The 17,732-nt window shown below is 50.5% G+C and carries 15 protein-coding genes; 6 read left to right on the forward strand and 9 right to left on the reverse strand.

What is annotated here, in order from left to right; genetic code table 11:
- The first annotated feature begins 1 nt into the window (after position 1).
- The 3 genes from P0078_RS13160 (at position 2) to P0078_RS13170 (ending at position 2,584) form a co-directional block, all read left to right on the forward strand.
- Entirely contained in the window at positions 2-481 is a 480-nt protein-coding gene (locus P0078_RS13160; RefSeq protein WP_282930416.1) for a thioesterase domain-containing protein, read from the forward strand.
- Positions 482-604: 123 nt separating this feature from the next.
- Positions 605-1,684 carry a cupin-like domain-containing protein gene (locus P0078_RS13165; RefSeq protein ID WP_282930417.1) on the forward strand — a complete coding sequence of 360 codons (1,080 nt, stop codon included), beginning with the start codon at positions 605-607 and terminating at the stop codon, positions 1,682-1,684.
- A gap of 159 nt (positions 1,685-1,843) precedes the next feature.
- Positions 1,844-2,584 (forward strand): aspartyl/asparaginyl beta-hydroxylase domain-containing protein, encoded by a 741-nt coding sequence (locus P0078_RS13170; RefSeq protein WP_282930418.1) that lies wholly within the window; start codon positions 1,844-1,846, stop codon positions 2,582-2,584.
- Between the two features lie 374 nt (positions 2,585-2,958).
- Here the strand turns inward: P0078_RS13170 and P0078_RS13175 are convergent, their stop codons facing one another.
- The 8 genes from P0078_RS13175 to P0078_RS13210 form a co-directional block, all read right to left on the reverse strand.
- Entirely contained in the window at positions 2,959-3,195 is a 237-nt protein-coding gene (locus P0078_RS13175; RefSeq protein WP_282934608.1) for a carbonic anhydrase, read from the reverse strand.
- 134 nt (positions 3,196-3,329) lie between these two features.
- Positions 3,330-3,668 carry a hypothetical protein gene (locus tag P0078_RS13180; protein ID WP_282930419.1) on the reverse strand — a complete coding sequence of 113 codons (339 nt, stop codon included), beginning with the start codon at positions 3,666-3,668 and terminating at the stop codon, positions 3,330-3,332.
- 170 nt (positions 3,669-3,838) lie between these two features.
- Entirely contained in the window at positions 3,839-4,486 is a 648-nt protein-coding gene (can, locus tag P0078_RS13185) for a carbonate dehydratase (RefSeq protein WP_282930420.1), read from the reverse strand.
- A gap of 1 nt (position 4,487) precedes the next feature.
- A complete protein-coding gene (locus tag P0078_RS13190) occupies positions 4,488-5,312 on the reverse strand; it encodes a peptidylprolyl isomerase (RefSeq protein ID WP_282930421.1) in 825 nt (274 codons plus the stop codon).
- Positions 5,313-5,366: 54 nt separating this feature from the next.
- Positions 5,367-6,056 (reverse strand): respiratory nitrate reductase subunit gamma, encoded by a 690-nt coding sequence (gene narI / locus P0078_RS13195; RefSeq protein ID WP_282930422.1) that lies wholly within the window; start codon positions 6,054-6,056, stop codon positions 5,367-5,369.
- A 4-nt stretch (positions 6,057-6,060) separates the two neighbouring features.
- Complete coding sequence (gene narJ, locus P0078_RS13200) at positions 6,061-6,783, reverse strand: nitrate reductase molybdenum cofactor assembly chaperone (protein WP_282930423.1); 723 nt, start codon at positions 6,781-6,783, stop codon at positions 6,061-6,063.
- A 19-nt stretch (positions 6,784-6,802) separates the two neighbouring features.
- Positions 6,803-8,350 (reverse strand): nitrate reductase subunit beta, encoded by a 1,548-nt coding sequence (gene narH / locus P0078_RS13205; RefSeq protein ID WP_282930424.1) that lies wholly within the window; start codon positions 8,348-8,350, stop codon positions 6,803-6,805.
- 2 nt (positions 8,351-8,352) lie between these two features.
- Complete coding sequence (locus P0078_RS13210; RefSeq protein ID WP_282930425.1) at positions 8,353-12,123, reverse strand: nitrate reductase subunit alpha; 3,771 nt, start codon at positions 12,121-12,123, stop codon at positions 8,353-8,355.
- A gap of 320 nt (positions 12,124-12,443) precedes the next feature.
- On the opposite strand from P0078_RS13210, the gene P0078_RS13215 reads away from it, so the two are divergent.
- Together P0078_RS13215 and P0078_RS13220 are read left to right on the forward strand one after the other, a co-directional pair.
- A complete protein-coding gene (locus P0078_RS13215) occupies positions 12,444-14,294 on the forward strand; it encodes a histidine kinase (RefSeq protein ID WP_282930426.1) in 1,851 nt (616 codons plus the stop codon).
- A 481-nt stretch (positions 14,295-14,775) separates the two neighbouring features.
- Positions 14,776-15,369, forward strand: coding sequence for a hypothetical protein (locus P0078_RS13220; protein WP_282930427.1), 594 nt, complete (start codon positions 14,776-14,778; stop codon positions 15,367-15,369).
- A gap of 205 nt (positions 15,370-15,574) precedes the next feature.
- Here P0078_RS13220 and P0078_RS13225 read toward each other — a convergent pair whose 3' ends face one another.
- Positions 15,575-16,774: an alginate export family protein gene (locus P0078_RS13225; protein ID WP_282930428.1), complete on the reverse strand. Its 1,200-nt coding sequence runs from the start codon at positions 16,772-16,774 to the stop codon at positions 15,575-15,577.
- Positions 16,775-17,160: 386 nt separating this feature from the next.
- On the opposite strand from P0078_RS13225, the gene P0078_RS13230 reads away from it, so the two are divergent.
- On the forward strand, positions 17,161-17,604 hold the full coding sequence (locus P0078_RS13230; protein ID WP_282930429.1) for an SRPBCC family protein: 444 nt from the start codon (positions 17,161-17,163) through the stop codon (positions 17,602-17,604).
- Positions 17,605-17,732 lie beyond the last annotated feature (128 nt).

The following is a 17,732-nucleotide window of genomic DNA, read 5'->3' on the forward strand; positions in this document are numbered from 1 at the left end:
AATGGAAATGGCTAGAATCCTGCATGAAAATGGTGTTGATATAGAAAAATTGATATTAATTGATTCTTGGGTTCCAGATTTAATTCCAGTGCAAAATAGTTCCACCGAAAAACTTTTCAGTTTCTTTAAAGATATTCTAGCCGGAGATCTTGAAGATAACATAACAGATATTATCAAATCAGCTTCTTTACAGATATGGCATGAACATATAACGAAAACTCGAAATATAGGTATATCCTTTGATGATTGTAGGCGACTATTCAATTCATATTGTAATAATGAAATCGCAATGCTTCAGTATAAACCAAAAACCTATAGAGGTGACATTTCGTTAATTCGTGCAGCTCAACATGGGTTAAGTCATAATGTCCAAAGTGATTTGGGTTGGTCAAAATACTGCCCCAACCTCAACATTATAAATTTGGAAGCAACACATTATAGCATACTAGCTCAACTTTCAGCTGAGCACTTTCTTGAATAGAACTTTAAATAGGATATTAATTTATATATTAAAAATATGTTTTTTTGGCATTTAATTAATAGATTTTATCTTTGGTAAATAATGAAAATTTCAACTGAAACATTACTAAAAAGAATCCCATACGTGGAATTAAAAGATAATTTGCATTCAATTATCCTATCTGAAGAGCCTGTAATTATTACAAATGCACTTACAGGTAGTAACTTATGTTGCTGGGATTTTGATTACCTTTCAAAGATGATGGCAGGAACCAAAGTTAACGTTTGCCAGGCAAAAAATAGCATTTATTCTGTTAATCAAAAAAGTGGGAAGTCCCATGAAGAAGCTATTCGAATTCGCTTTGATGAATATGTCAAAATTATTACGGGGGAGAAGGCAAATGATGGACGTACATATATGCAAATGGGATCTTTTAAAGGGGAATTTTCTCATCTATTTCAGGATATTGAAGTCCAAAGGCTTATTCCAGAAAAAATTCTAAGTTCTGCATACCTTTGGGTTGGTCCAGGCGGAACAGTATCGCCGCTTCATTATGATCCAGAAAATAATTTTCTAATTCAAGTGAAGGGTTCGAAACGGTTAATATTATTTCCCCATCGTTATATACCTAATTTATATCCATACGACGAATATGAATGTAGCCATCCACATTTACTTCAGGCTGATATTACATCACCTGACTATAATCTATTCCCTGCAATGAAAAATGTTGAAGCAACAGAGGTTGTCTTAAAAGAAGGGGAAATGTTATTCCTTCCAAGTGGATATTGTCATCAAGTGCACAGTGAATCTCCCTCGGTAAGTGTAAATTTATGGTGGTCAACCTTGGATTGGCAATTTCTTAAGCCTCACAATACTAGATTATTTTATTGGGGACGAAACAATCTATTCAATCGAATTACCTCTACAATTCTTGAACAATATAATTCTATCCCTGATTTAGGGTATGCATTAATCGAACTGGGCAATATTAATGCAGCTTGTTTATTTCATTTTGCACTAATTGAACGTTTAAGAATAAAGATAAATGAATTTGAAAATGTTTATAAACGACTTTCTAGTGCAGTAAGTAATCTTGGGCAGACAAGTGATCTGGATAAATTTGAAATATGTTTAAATACTAACAATCTGCTAGTTAAACATTTAAATAGTATTTCCGCTGAATTCAATTCCAGCAGGAGTACTTCAATATGGGCAACATGAAATATTTCGCAACAATTTTTATTTAGGTCAAATGCTATAGATAGTTAAGGCCAATAAATATAATCGGAATAAGTATATTTATAATTTTTTCATTTTAAAACATTTAGCAAGCACTGAAACACTGAAGTTTTTTTGATTTAGTAATTAGTAGGATTTGAGATGTTAGATATTTTTAGTCATGACCTAGATGCAATTAGAAATAGATACGGCAACCAGTCACTTCATCGTGTTGAGAAAATGTTCGAGACACAAAGTTACCGAGATCCGATGCAATCAGATGCAAAATATATATTACCAGAGCTTTCTACCGCGCCATGGCTAGAAACTAGCACTTTCCCAAAACTTGACCCTCTTATTAGTGCACTAAATAATGGAGCAAAAGATATTAAACTCGAAATAAATAGGGCATTAAATGAACAGAGGTCAGTGGTTGAAAAATATGATCACTATCTTGGCTGTCAGCCGGACTGGGAAGCTATCTATCTTTTTAAAGAGGGTAAACCGGTTCACAAGATGGCAGAAGTCATACCAACTGCATGGGGTATATTAAATCGGGAACTTAGGAATTGGCATTGTCCATTACTTGAAGTGCATTTTTCAATTTTACATCCAGGCGCTTTGATAAAGCCACATTGTGATTTGTGGAATTTTTCAATTAATCTTCATTTAGCTATAGATATCCCAGAAGATGACTGCGGTATTATTGTTGCAAATGAACACAGGAATTGGGTTGAAGGTGAATGCCTTCTATTTGATTACTCATATATTCATGAAGCGTATAACAACTCTAATAAGTCACGTATTTGTTTACTAATGGATATTTGGCATCCAAACGTCACTCAAGCAGAAAGAGAAGCGTTGGTAGTGATTATTAGAAAAATACGAGAAATGCTCAACTGAGTAACGATAGCTAAAATCCATGCGGGTGTTTTAACACAAGTACTGCATGGATATAAGGCAAAACCATTTCGACCAGCTTTCATTATTCAAAATTAATTTTCTGGTCGAAATACTCAAAAATAATTATTCCTAGTAATCTTAAGATGCAAACAATTTACCAAAGCTATATCCATATTTATACGAAAGTATTCTTATCTACGATATCTTGGTAACAAGATAAAGTATAACTGCCTCCAATGTATTTTTTCCTGCTTACTCTATTGCAATAAGGTAATCCTAGTCTTTATCACGTATGCCCCGAGTAGGGGGCAGAGCCTTTTATATGATATGTCCAAAGTTGGATAAAGAAATAGGTAGAAGGGTTATCCCACCTCCTACATCTCACCATAAACATGATAAATCTCCGGCACCTGGCCGCGATCATCCATCCGCATACCCAGGTCCCGAATCAGACCGTCACGAATATCGTAGATCCAGCCGTTCAGGCTGAGGCGTTGGCCTCGGTCCCAGGCGTGCTGGACTATTTTGGTCATGGCTAGGTTTTGTACCTGTGCCATTACATTCAATTCACAAAGGCGCGCTGAGCGAGATTCTTTTTTGTGTTGGTTAATTTATCTAAAGCTTTTACTTACAGTAGGCCGGTTTTTTGGGGCCACGGGTAGATTCATCCCACCGATGGTTGAATTTAAAGTAAATATAATATCGTGAATTTAATTCAACCATCGATGCTATTTTTAATCCAAATTTATATTAGGTGATCAAATTCACCTTTTTTAAAGGCTGCTTCCACATAGTAGATTGTTTTTTCATATATCCCCAGCTGCACATCATCGAACATTTCTTCATGTTCTTCACTGAAATTTGGATGTTCTTCATCGTAATAAGGATACATAAGCCTAGCCTTCTTCTTCTCAATCACAGCCAAATCAATAAGAGCCTCAGCTTCCTCTCGGCTTAAAAATATAGGTGGCTTCTTATCCGCAGTAGGAAATGCGTCTTTTAGAGCCTGATATCCCTCTTTCTGCACAATTTGAGCAATTTCTTCAACAAGCTCAACAGGCATAATTACTTCACGCTTAATCATGTAATTGTTTTTTTAGATAAAGTGCCGGAATTGTACTGCTTTTTACCCGTCGAAAAATAACTAATCACGAAAGCACTGTAAAGCGACAGATGGAAGTTAAATATGAGGAAATTTGGAGCCAAGCTGCATTATGTATGTTGAGCGTCGATAGCCAGGAAGGAGTTTAGACTTCACCCCTCCTCCTGCACCTCACCATAAACATGATAAATCTCTGGCACCTGGCCACGGTCGTCCATCCGCATTCCCAGATCTCTAATCAGGCCGTCGCGAATATCGTAGATCCAGCCGTGCAGGCTGAGGCGTTGGCCTCGGTCCCAGGCATGCTGGACTATTTTGGTCATGGCCAGGTTTTGTACCTGTGCCATCACATTTAATTCACAAAGGCGCGCTGAGCGGGATTCTTTATCGAGAGATTCCAGCTCTTGCCGGTGGCGGGCGTAAACATCCTTGATATGGCGTAGCCAGTTATCCACCAGGCCACATTCGCTGTGGCCCATGGCGGCCTGGACTCCGCCGCAACCATAGTGGCCACACACCACCACGTGTTCAACCTTGAGTACTTCCACTGCGTATTGCAGCACCGAGAGGCAATTAAAGTCTGTGTGTACCACCACGTTGGCAATATTGCGGTGAACGAACAGCTCCCCCGGTGCCATGCCCACAATCTCGTTGGCGGGCACGCGGGAATCGGAGCAGCCGATCCATAAATACTTGGGTACTTGCAGGCGGCTCAGGCGTTGGAAAAACTCCGGGTCCTGTGCCGTCCTATCCTCCGCCCAGGCGCGATTGCGTGCAAACAGCTGGCGAATTTCTGCCACCTCAGTGGGCCTCCCCCGATAAATCCAGCCCAGAGATTTGCGCGGCCTGCACCATTTTTTGCAGGTAGTCGCTGGTCATCTGGCGGCGGCGTTTTTCGGTCAGGTATTCCTCGATGCGCTCCGAGACATACTCGTATTCCAATGGGCGGCCTGGTTCGCATTGCTCTACATAAATCAGGTGCACACCGTAGGGGGTCTCCACGGGTTCCGCTACCAAACCGGTGCCCTGCTCGAACACTGCACGCTCGAAGGAGGCGACGGTGTCACCGCGTCCTACCTGGCCGAGGCTACCACCGGCTTCGGAGGAGGAGCAGGCAGAGTGGGATTGGGCTAAACGAGCGAAAGATTGTAGCGGATTGGAGTCGGCGCGAATCTGTTCCAGCATATTCTCGGCTGCGGTGCGTGCCTTGGCGCAGGCCTCGGAGTCATCCGGTGCGGCCGGGATCAGGATATGGCGCACTTCTGCGAGGGGATCGGAGCGGAACTTATACGGGTGGGCTTCGAAGTAAGCGCGGCACTCGGCGTCGGTTGCCGGGTTCACTTGTAGCTCGCCTTTTAATAGATCTGAGACTGCGCGATCGAAAGCCTCACTGTGCAAGTCTTCATCGGCAGCGCAGAGACCCTGCCCTGCAGCTCGATCTCGTAACAGCCAGCCGATAACCAGAGCGCGTGCGGCGCAGTAGATCGCCTGACGCGGAGAATCGGCAGGCTGGTACTGCATCTCCTGGTAGATCAGGTCGGCGGGGATTTCAGTTCCGTTGACGGCCACTACCTCGGCCATCTCAAATTCGCCGCCGGCAGCATCAGTGGCCAGTAATGTATTCATGACTCAACTCCACACTGGGCCCGCTCATGGCGGGCCATTTAATAGTTACAGGGATTAACGCGCGGCTTTGGCGCGAACTACCTGGTAATTGCGGCGGAAGTACTGCACTGGAACACTCCATACGTGTACCAGGCGGCTGAAGGGGAACAGCAGGAACAGGGTCATGCCGAGGAAAATATGCAGCTTGTAAATGATGTTCACTCCGCTGATTGCAGCAGCTGCACCGGCACCATCTAGCGTGACAATGGACTGAGCCCAAGCCATCAGTTTGAGCATTTCAGCACCGTCCATATGGCCGGCAGATACCACAATACTGATCAGGCCGAGGATCAATTGCGCGTAGAGCATCAGCAGTATGGCCAAGTCCATTTTGGAAGTGGTGGCGCGTACGCGCTTGTTGGTGAGGCGGCGCTTAACCAGAATAGTGAGACCGATAAAACAGATCACCCCGAAGAAACCACCGATCCCCATTGCCATCATCTGCTTGGTGGAAGCTTCAATGCCGAGGAAGTGCCAAACCGCTTTGGGTGTGAGTAGGCCGACAAAGTGGCCCGCGAGAATGGCGATCACCCCGATATGGAACAGGTAACTGCCGATGCGCAATTGCTTGCGCTCCAACAACTGACTGGAGCCGGTGCGCCAAGTGTACTGGTCGCGGTCGTAGCGGATCAGGCTACCCACCAAAAATACCGTGAGGGCGACAAAGGGATAGATGGCGAAGAGCAGCGTATTCAGATAGTTCATCTTGTTACTCCTGTGGTGCGGGCTGGGCAGAATTCTGCGCGGCGTTGGCCCAGTTAAGGGGCTGGCCGTCGCGCAGCTGCGCATTGCTGGGCCGCGTTATTGACTGGTCGCAATTGTTGGCGCCGCTAAAGCTAACGGCCTCTTCCTCCCAGATCTTGTCCAGCGCCTCGGGGGTATCGTCACGTTCTTCGTTGGCGACTTCTTCCTTGAGTGCTGTCAGATCGACATATACCCCGGCCATCTGCAAGAGCGCATCCATCAGCAGGTGATAGGGACTCTCACGCTTGGACAGACGCGCGCTCAACAGGGCTATCACATGGGTAATATCGTGAACCCAGCCGTAGGCTGCTTCCCCCTGGGTGGCACAGAACTCTAAGTAGGTGGGCAGGTAATCCGGCAGTTCGCGCTCATTCAGCTCAAGGCCGGCGCTGCGATAGCGCGCGGTCAGGTCTACCATGGCTTGCCCGCGATCACGGGATTCGCCGTGGATATGCTCGAAGATATGCAGGGATACAGCGCGGCCGCGCTCGAACAGACCGTCGTATTCGCTCTGCCAATCGAGCGCATCCATACGCTCGTAATGGGAGATAAATGCCAGCAGCTTGTCGCGCAACGGAGCATCCAGATCCTCGGATTCAGCCAACCAGCTGGTCAGCTCATCCAGGTGCGCCACCAGCTCATCGGACGGGTAATCCAGCAGGCGGGCGATCAGGTTTAGTACTTTCATCGGTATTCTCCGCTCGACCTTAGTCGACTACTTTGGCGGGTATTACTTCGCGCACTGCGTGCTGCTTGCCACCGAAAATATTGGTGCTGTCGTTGCCGGTGCTACAGCCGTTGCCGAAGCTGAAACCACAGGAGGACTTCATGTCGTAGGCGTTTTCGGCGTAGGCCTTATGGCTTGAGGGCACCACGAAGCGATCCTCGTAATTGGCCAGTGCCATGTAGCGATACATCTCTTCTACCTGGGCTACGGTCAGGCCAGCCTCTTCCAGCAATTCGCGCTCCTGAATGCCGTCCACATGGATGCCACGCATATAGGCGCGCATCACAATCATGCGTTCCAGGGCACGGGCCACTGGCTTCTCGTCGCCGGCGGTGAGCAGGTTGGCCAGGTATTGCAGCGGGATACGCAGGGTGGAGAGATCGGGGATCTCGGCGCCGCGACCCACGGTAACGGTTTCCACTTGGCCGGCCTGTACTGCGTTCTGGATCGGAGACAGGGGTGGCACATACCAAACCATGGGCAGGGTGCGGTATTCCGGGTGCAGCGGCAGGGCGATCTGCCAGTCGATGGCCATCTTGTACACCGGAGATTTCTGCGCAGCTTCGAGCCAGGCTTCGGGGATACCTTCGGCGCGGGCAGCTTCCTGGACCTTGGGATCGCTGGGGTCGAGGAAGATATCGCACTGGGCCTGGTAGAGCGCTTTTTCGTCTTCTACAGAAGCGGCTTCCTCAATGCGGTCTGCGTCATAGAGCAGTACGCCCAGGTAGCGGATACGGCCTACACAGGTCTCGGAGCAGATGGTTGGCTGACCCGCCTCGATACGTGGGTAACAGAAGATACACTTCTCAGATTTACCGGTTTTCCAGTTGTAGTAGATCTTCTTGTAGGGGCAGGCGGATACGCACATGCGCCAGCCGCGACATTTGTCCTGATCGATCAGAACAATGCCGTCCTCTTCGCGCTTGTAGATGGCACCGCTGGGGCACGCAGAAACACAGGCCGGGTTGAGGCAGTGTTCGCACAGGCGCGGCAGGTACATCATGAAGGTATTTTCAAATTCACCGTAAATGTCGGCCTGCACCTGCTCGAAGTTTTTGTCCTTTTTACGCTTCTCGAATTCGGTGCCGAGAATCTCTTCCCAGTTGGGGCCCCATTCGATTTTTTCCATGCGCTCGCCAGTAATCAGCGAGCGCGGGCGGGCTACCGGTTGGTGCTTCTGCTCCGGAGCCTTGTGCAGGTTCTGGTAGTCGAAGTCGAACGGCTCGTAGTAGTCGTCGATCTCCGGCATATCCGGGTTGCCAAACAGGTTGGCTAGTACGCGGTGCTTGCCACCGATCTTCGGCTGCAATTTACCGTTCTTCTTGCGGGTCCAGCCGCCGTTCCATTTGTCCTGGTTCTCCCACTCTTTGGGGTAGCCAACACCGGGTTTGGTTTCGACGTTATTGAACCATGCGTATTCAACCCCCTCGCGGGAGGTCCACACATTTTTACAGGTCACCGAGCAGGTGTGACAGCCGATACATTTATCGAGGTTCAGCACCATGCCTATCTGGGCTCTAACTTTCATTGCTACACCTCCTCTCGCGTCGGCTCTTTGACGTCTTCACCATCGAGCCAATCGACCTTGTTCATTTTCCTGACCACCACAAATTCATCCCGGTTACAGCCCACAGTGCCGTAGTAGTTGAAGCCGTAGGACTGCTGGGCGTAGCCACCGATCATATGGGTGGGTTTCATCACCGCGCGGGTTACGGAGTTGTGGATACCGCCCCGGGTACCGGTAGTTTCCGCTCCCGGTGTATTCACGATGCGCTCCTGGGCGTGATACATCATGGCCATACCGTCGGGCACTCGTTGAGATACCACTGCGCGGGCAGCAATGGCGCCGTTGACGTTGAAGATTTCGATCCAGTCGTTGTCTTCAATACCCGCCAACTTGGCGTCGTACTCACTCATCCAAACGATGGGTCCACCGCGAGACAGGGTGAGCATCAGCAGGTTGTCGGAGTAGGTGCTGTGAATGCCCCACTTTTGGTGCGGGGTGATCCAGTTCAGCAGGATCTCCTTGTTACCGTTCGGCTTCTGGTTCAACACCGGTTGCACGGTTTTCAGGTTGATCGGCGGCTTGTACACACACATGTTCTCGCCGAAGTCACGCATCCACTCGTGATCCTGGTAGAACTGCTGGCGGCCGGTGATGGTGCGCCAGGGGATCAACTCGTGCACATTGGTGTAGCCGGCGTTGTAGCTCACATGCTCATCTTCCAGGCCAGACCAGGTTGGCGAGGAGATAATCTTGCGAGGCTGCGCCACGATATCGGCGAAGCGAATTTTTTCGTCTTCCTTGGGCTTGGCCAAATGGGTGTGATCGCGCCCGGTAACCTCACCGAGGGCTTCCCAGGCCTTCACGGCTACCTGGCCGTTGGTTTCAGGGGCCAGTGACAGAATCATCTCCGCAGCATCTACCGCACTGTCGATACGGGCGCGGCCATCGCGAGCAGTCTCATCTTTCCAAGTGCGATTGAGCTTCTTGAGGAAGTCCACCTCATCGTCAGTATTCCAGCTGATGCCCTTACCGCCGTTGCCGAGTTTCTCCAGGAGCGGGCCGATAGAGGTAAAGCGGTTGTAGGTGTTGGGGTAGTCGCGTTCCACCTCAATCATGCTCGGCGCGGTAACGCCGGGGATCAGGTCGCACTCGCCTTTCCACCAAGCCTGTACACCGAACGGCTGGGCGATTTCTCCGGGGGTATCGTGGTGGATCGGCAGAGTCACCAGATCCTTTTCCACCCCCAGGTGGCCATCGGTCAGGTTGGAGAATTCCTTCGCTATGCCCTTGAAGATTTCCCAGTCACTTCGCGCTTCCCAGGCCGGGTCCACCGCCTTGGTGAGCGGGTGAATAAAGGGGTGCATGTCTGAGGTGTTGAGGTCGTCCTTCTCATACCAGGTGGCCGTCGGCAATACGATGTCGGAGTAGAGACAGGTGGTGGACATACGGAAGTCCAGTGTCACCAGCAGATCCACTTTGCCCTCGCTGGGGGCGTCATGCCAGGCCACGTCTTCTGGTTTTTTGCCGCCTTCTTCACCCAGGTCTTTGCCCATCAAACCGTGCTTGGTACCGAGCAGATGGCGCAGCATGTACTCGTGGCCCTTACCAGAGGAGCCGAGCAGGTTGGAGCGCCAGATAAACATATTGCGCGGGAAGTTCTGCGGGTTATCCGGGTCCTGGTTGGAGAATTTGAGCGCACCGCGCTTGAGCTGCTGCACCGTGTAGTCTTTGGCAGACATACCTGCGGCGGCGGCATCTTTAGTCAGTTGCAGGGGGTTGATCCCCAGCTGCGGCGCGGAGGGCAACCAGCCCATGCGCTCGGCGCGGCTGTTGTAGTCGATGATGGAAGCCTGCCACTTGCTCTTGTCGGCCAGCGGCGAAACCACTTCATCCATCTCCAGCTTCTCATAGCGCCATTGGCTGGCGTGGTTATAGAAGAAGGAGGTGCCGTTCATATGGCGCGGTGGGCGCTGCCAGTCGAGCCCGAACGCGAGTGGGGTCCAACCGGTCTGCGGACGCAGTTTTTCCTGCCCCACATAGTGGGCCCAACCACCGCCGCTCTGGCCGATACAACCGCACATCATCAGCATATTGATGATCCCGCGGTAGTTCATATCCATGTGATACCAGTGGTTGAGACCCGCTCCCAGAATTACCATGGAGCGTCCACGGGTCTTGTCGGCGGTGTTGGCAAACTCACGGGCAACCTGGATGACATTCTCACGACGACAGCCGGTCACCTTTTCCTGCCAGGCGGGGGTGTAGGGCTTATCTTCGTCGTAGTTCTGAGCACAGTTGGGGTCGTCAAGGCCGTGCTCGACACCGTAGTTCGCCAGGGTCAGGTCGTAGACGCTGGCTACTTTTAGAATCTCGCCATCTTTGTTTTGAACAAGCTTCACCGGCACCTTGTAGTCGATTACTTCATCGTGTTCGGTGTGCTGGAAGTAGTTGTGCTCGTGGGTCTGGCCGCCGAAATAGGGGAAGGCGACCTGTGCGATTTCATCGGCGCAGTCTTTGAGGCTGAGCTTCAGCTCCAACTCTTCGCCACTGCGACCATCGCGCTGTTCAATATTCCACTTGCCACGGCCTTCTTTCGCTGAGGGCTCTCCCCAGCGATAGCCCATGGAGCCCTGAGGGGAAACCAGCTGGCCATCGTGATTAACACCGATGGTTTTCCATTCCGGGTTGTTATCCTGGCCGAGGTTGTCCGCCAGGTCAGAGGCGCGCAGGAATCGGCCCTGTACCAGCTTGCCGTCGCGCTCTTCCAGGGTCACCAACATCGGCATATCGGTGGTGGTGCGCACATACTCGGTGAAGTAGGCGCTGGGCTTGTCGACGTGGAATTCTTTCAGGATCACATGGCCGAAGGCCATCGCCAGAGCCGCATCGGTACCCTGGCGCGGTGCCAGCCAGGTGTCGCCAAACTTGGAGCACTCTGAGTAGTCAGGGGTGACCACACAGGTTTTGGCGCCCTTGTAACGTACTTCACTGAGGAAATGCGCATCCGGGGTACGGGTTTGAGGCACATTGGAGCCCCATACGATCAGGTAGTTGGAGTTGTACCAGTCGGCGGACTCGGGTACGTCGGTTTGCTCACCCCAGACCTGCGGTGAGGCGGGCGGCAGGTCACAGTACCAGTCGTAGAAACTCAGGCAGTTGCCGCCGATCAGAGACAGATAACGGGCACCAGCGGCGTAAGACACCATGGACATAGCGGGAATCGGCGAGAAGCCGGTCACCCGGTCGGGACCGTATTTCTTGGTGGTGTAGACGTTGGAAGCGGCAATCAGCTCGTTAACTTCATCCCACTTGATCCTCACAAAGCCGCCCATACCGCGGCGCTCTTTGTAGGACTGCGCCTTGGCCGGGTCTTCGACAATACTGGCCCAGGCCTCCACCGGATCACTGTGTCTCAACTTGGCTTCGCGCCAGAGTTTTACCAGACGTTTGCGGATTTTCGGGTACTTGAGGCGGTTAGCCGAGTACATATACCAGGAGTAGCTGGCACCACGGGGGCAGCCACGAGGCTCGTGGTTGGGCAGGTCCGGGCGGGTGCGCGGGTAGTCAGTCTGCTGGGTTTCCCATGTGACCAGGCCGTCTTTGACGTAGATCTTCCAGCTGCAAGAGCCGGTACAGTTCACCCCGTGGGTAGAGCGCACGATCTTGTCGAACTGCCAGCGACGACGGTAGCCATCTTCCCAGCTGCGGTCGTCATTCGTCTTTTCCCCGTGTCCTCCGGAAAAGGGCTCTTTTTGTTTCTTCAGATATTTCAGTCGGTCCAGGAAATGGCTCATGCGGTACTCCCAGGGCATCGGCATGCGGTTAAAGCATCGGTTTACCGGGAATATAAAAGGGAGGGACGGCGGGATCACCTGACCAAAAAGGGGTAGAAAAGCGACGAACTACCCCCGAATAGGTAGGGAAACGACGCCAGGGGGCCGTTATGGTGGAGTCCTATCCCAGCAATAACAGGGCCTCTGTGTAAAAAACAGGCGCCAGGTTAAATTATGTGCAAAACTGGCGATCTTTAGTGGTACCCACAACTTTGTGCGCCAATGGACGGCACAATAGAGATCAGCCATCCACAACCGCCCCAGGGCGAAGTGAATCCGATATGCTGAACCGAATTCGACAGTCCATCGTCTACCGCATCGGCACCCTGATGCTGCTCACTGTACTGGTAGCACTGAGCTCTATGGTGGCGTCCTATATTATCTCCGATGCCGCCGAAAACGATGCCGCCGCCGTTAACCTGGCCGGCTCATTGCGGGCTATGAGCTACCGCCTTGCGGCCACCGCACCCTCCGGGGATATTGAAGCCACGGCTGAGTTGGCAGACGAGGTGACCGCACGCCTGACCCGGGTACTCAGCATTTCCGACTTCACTGCCAGCGATAACCTGCCCGCAGCGCGCAATTACCGCAAGGTAATCGAAAGCTGGGAGGGAGAAATCCGCCCACTGCTGGAGTCCATTGCCGCCGGGCGCACTTCTATGGACTCCTTGCAGTTAGCCAACCGCCTGGAGCCCTTTATCGGTGATGTGGATACACTGGTGTTCGATTATCAGACCATCGCCGAGGAAAAAATAAGCCTGCTGCGTTTGGTGCAGGTGGGCTCACTGTTTGCCATTGTGACCCTGGTGTATCTCTCCCTGTGCATACTGCACCGCTCTGTGGAGCAGCCTCTAAAGCAGCTGACCAATCGCTCCCTGAGCATCGCCCAGGGAGACTTCAACCAAAACCGCCTGGAGATTAACAGCGAGGACGAGCTGGGAGTATTGGCACGCACCATCAACTATATGAGCGATGAAATTCATGCGACTCACCGGGATCTTGCCCATCGCGTGGAGCTAAAAACCTCCCAATTACAGAAGAGCCATAAAGCGCTGGACTTCCAATACCGCTTGGCACGACGGATCAGCGAGGGCCCGCTCACAGGGGCGGAGTTGGGCCAGTGGCTGGGAGAGTTCGCCAATGTCGCCAGCCTGGACAACCTGGATCTGTGCCTGATGACCCCGGAGGGCGAGGCCCCCTACGAGCATCTGGTACAGGGGCTAGGCAACACTCAGTGCACTGGTAGTGAATGCCATATCTGCGTAAACACCTGCGGTCCCTCTGATGAAGACCAACAGCGCGTGTACCGATTCCCGCTGGAAGTGGACAAACGCAATTACGGTGTACTCACCTGCACTCTGCCCCGAGGCGAGAGCCTTGATGAAGAACAGCAGCAGCGCCTGGCTACCTTTGCCGACAGTGTCACTGCAGCCATCGCCATCAACGAGCGGGAGGCACAGGAGCGCCGTGTTGCCCTACTGGACGAGCGCGCGATCATCGCCCGGGAGCTACACGATTCCCTGGCCCAATCCCTGTCCTATCTGAAAATTCAGGTTACCCGACTCAACCGCGCCAATCGCAGTGAGCAGGTGGACAAGTCCAAGGTAGAGGAGATTATTACCGAGCTGAAAGAGGGTCTGGATTCCTCTTACCGACAGCTGCGCGAACTGCTCACCACCTTCCGCCTGCAAATAGGACCTGGCGGCCTGCGCAGTATCCTGGAGCAATCTATCCTCGCTTACCGCGAGCAGCACCCGCAAATTAATGTGCTGCTGGATTACCATCTGGACGAGGTGCCCCTCACTCCCCACGAGGAAATTCACCTGTTACAACTGGTGCGCGAGGCCTCGCAAAACGCTGTGTACCACTCCCAGGGCGATATGGTGCAGATCAGCCTGACCCAGGCCGACAACCACTCCCTCAATGTACGCATCTGCGACAACGGCATCGGCATCAGCAATGCACCAGAGAAACGCAATCACTTCGGTATGTCGATCATGCAGGAGCGCGCCAGCAACCTGAATGGCAAGCTGAATATCCGCCGCCGCGACGAAGGGGGCACCGAAGTGCAATTCAATTTTATTCCCCTCTACGCCCGCGAGCGGGAGTTGGTGTGGAAAGACGTGGGGTGATAACTCTCTACCTTTATGAAAGGTCACTTGGGGCTAGCAAATAATTGCCGCCCCTATCTTTCGAAATCCGCCAGTATCTTTATTGCTAAAAAGGGAGAAGGAGAGAATACACCGCGCTCGGGACCCTATGAGGCATGGATGCCGATTAGGAGCTTACAGGGATGTATTCACTGCGTGTCTCGAGTGCGGTGTATTCTTTCCTTCCACCCCAGTAGTAACTATCTTCAACGACCTTATTACCTATCCAAACGCTCTTCCATCCTGAAGCTCCTCCAACACCCAAGTAGCTATCGTCAAAAATACTGACTCTTAAATTGACCCCCAAGGGCCAACCGCGAGCCCATATGCTACAAGTACTTATCGCTAGCCTATCCCGTGATTCACACCAATCACATTGGTGAATATCAGCCTCCTCGATGGCCTGGCATCCAACCATTCCATCAAGCAATGACTATATCTATTTAATAGAGAGGAGAGGTTTATGAAACTGAGTTCATTGCCCAGAGCCACTTTCTTAATGTTGGCAGTATTTCTGCTGGCTTATTCTGCATTCACGGTTTCCGATAGCCATAACAAAAAAGAGAAAGATCCATCAGCTGCCAAGCATGGGGCTGGTGGTGAGAAAGCCTGGTCCAAAGCGGGCAATGACAAGATGTTCACCATCTTTAAATCTGACTTAACCACCGCTAATGAGAATATGCTCGGCAAGAAGGTGAATCCACAAACCCCCAAAGATGCCAATGGCTTCTTTATTGGCGCCTACAACAAACAGTCACATATGCTGCACTTTATGGTGGGCTACAGCGATCTATCAAAGGGCGGGGTGGCAATGTCGCACTTCCATATGCAATGTGCAGGCGATGGCAAAGAACCCCTATTTGCAAGCCGGGTAAACCCAGTGGCCCAATTATTCAAACTATCTGCGGAATGCCCAATCACCCGGGCATGGTTCCCGACTGGCCCGAGACTAAAACTGACAAGGGCAAGCATGGCTTGGCAAAAAAATGTGCTGAAGGCACCAGTGGATATATTATGGGTAAATGGATGGTGGAGGAGCCCTATCGCAAGGCGCTAATGGATGGGAAGGTCTTTGTTAACTTGCATACCCAGCTGGACCCCAAGGGTGAGGTTTCTGGCCTGTTAACAATGGACAAGTAGATTGTAAATTTACTGACGCGTCTATAAGCCAAAATTTACTGCTGAGACAAGAAAAGGCTGGGCTTAGTTATGTACAAGCCCAGCTTTTTTATATCTACCTGAAAATTGTTAATTAACAAAAATCAGAATTTTGCGGTAAGCATCAACCAAAGCTTATCGGTATCTTCACTGTAATCTTCTGCATCGTAGGCTGCATATTTTACCAACGCTGAGAAATATTCATTAAACTCGTGACCGTAACTGATATTCCACTCGGTACCGTAGTCCGCTGAACCTTCATTGGCCTCAAAACTGTGATAAGTGATACCCAAATCACCCCCGGCAAGCGCCAGGCTGGCACCGAGATATAAATCTTCAACACCATCTGCTGGAGTTTCTATGAACTTATCTGTGTAGCCCTGGAATTTGTGTAGTGTCGCCAGTGGTGTGCTAAAACCCACACCGTCGTCAGAACCCAGAACTTCATAACCCAACTTGCCTTTTACTGGCCCCAATGGTGCGGCAACTTCAGCAAGGTAATAATCCGCCGCAAAATTATTGGGATTATTGCCGATATCCTCCTGGCGGGCATAACTCAGCTGAGTTTCAAACAGGCCAAAATCTCCCCGGTAAGCGGCACCGAAAGTACGGGATGAGAAGTTCTCAGCGTTATCCAGGTCCAGGTTGTAGAAGAAGGCAGTTAACTTATGCGCTTCTACCAGTGGATAGCTGGCATGAAACAGTTGAATATCCCCATCCAGGTCCGATAAGTCACTGTCTTCACCAAAAATACGGTTTACGTTGTAGATATAGCTGTAATCCAGCTGTAACTCCCCTTCCCCGCCAAATTGGTAACGCAGGCCGTCATACGTCTGTTCATTCTGGCGCCAACCCACGCCACCGATAAAGCGCTGATCGTCCAGGTTAATTCGCTGTCGACCGGCAACCACCATAGAGTTAAAACCACTGTACTTTAAATAGGCTTGATTAACCTCAGTGCCCTGGGGGTCGACAACGACGGGGTGCTCAGTATTGCCATTCACTGTTGAATTGTAATTGTCGTTGCCAATTTCACTAATGTCATCCACTTCAAAAAACGCATCAAAACCACGGTAGTTGCCACTGGTCCAGTTCAGCCGGGTTCTCAGGGTCGAGGCGATAGCAACATCGTCCATATTGTCCTGGTCAACGTTTTCTACCCGGTAACGAAGATTCACTCCCACCTCTCCTGAAGTCAGTGCATCAGTGAGTGTGGCGCTTTCATTCTCTGCTGCGATAGTCTGGTAGCTGGAAATCCCAAGGATGATGGCCGCGATTACGGTGGACAATTTCTGTTGTTTCATTCGCCGTTCCTTTGCAAAAATATTTTGGGTGGAAGGCAACTGCACAAATATGATCGAAACCATTCCCGATCACAGCAGTTATCCCAGTGCGAGTGCATTATGCAGGCGGAGTACCCAGCGATTTATTGATGTATATCAGATTGATGCCTCGCTTTTAGAAAGATTTCCTAGAGGTTTCTGAATAAAAAATTTGTTTTGGAAAATAACATTGGTTAAGCAAAGTTAAAAAAATTAAAGGTGGCGGCTACTAACAAAAAAAAACCGTAAAAATTTTTATATTTATCGACCAAATTAATGGGCCTTAAAAACTTGTGAAATTAGTGCCAGCTGCTAAAAGTTATATTCAAATTAGCTCCAGCAATAATAACCAAAAGGGAAAGACAATCATGCCTGACTACACCACCTCTTTCTTAAGCCCAGTCACTCAGGAAGAAGCTTACCGGGCAGTTGCTGAAAAGATGTCCCAATGGTGGACGCCAACTAGCGGTCCTTTCCTGGCAGTGGGTGATACCGCCAAGACCGGATTTGGTGGCGAGTCCTATTGGGTGTTTCGCGCCAAAGCTTTGGTGCCGCAGAAGTTAATCGAACTTGAGTGTATAGAGTCCAATATGGTTTCTGAGCAGGTTGATGATCCACAAGAGTGGCAGGGCAGTACTCTTCGCTTTGAATTTTCTAGCGAGCCCGGTGGCACCCGCCTCACCTTTACCCATATCGGTCTCTCACCGGAGATGAAATGCTGGAAAATGTGCAAAAGCGGATGGGATTACTATTTGCCAGGAAGCCTTCAGGATTACCTCAAAGATGGGGCTGGCAAACCGAATAGCTATTAGTGAGATAGAAGGGCCCCGCAGATGCGGGGAACAAGAGGTGTGAAAGCAGGGCTTTTAATCGCCTTCCGGTTTACCGCTGCATCTACAGAGAACACTAAAACTCTAACCTATTGTTTTTAAACAATTTT

This window comes from Microbulbifer sp. VAAF005 (genome assembly GCF_030012985.1).
Lineage (GTDB): Bacteria > Pseudomonadota > Gammaproteobacteria > Pseudomonadales > Cellvibrionaceae > Microbulbifer.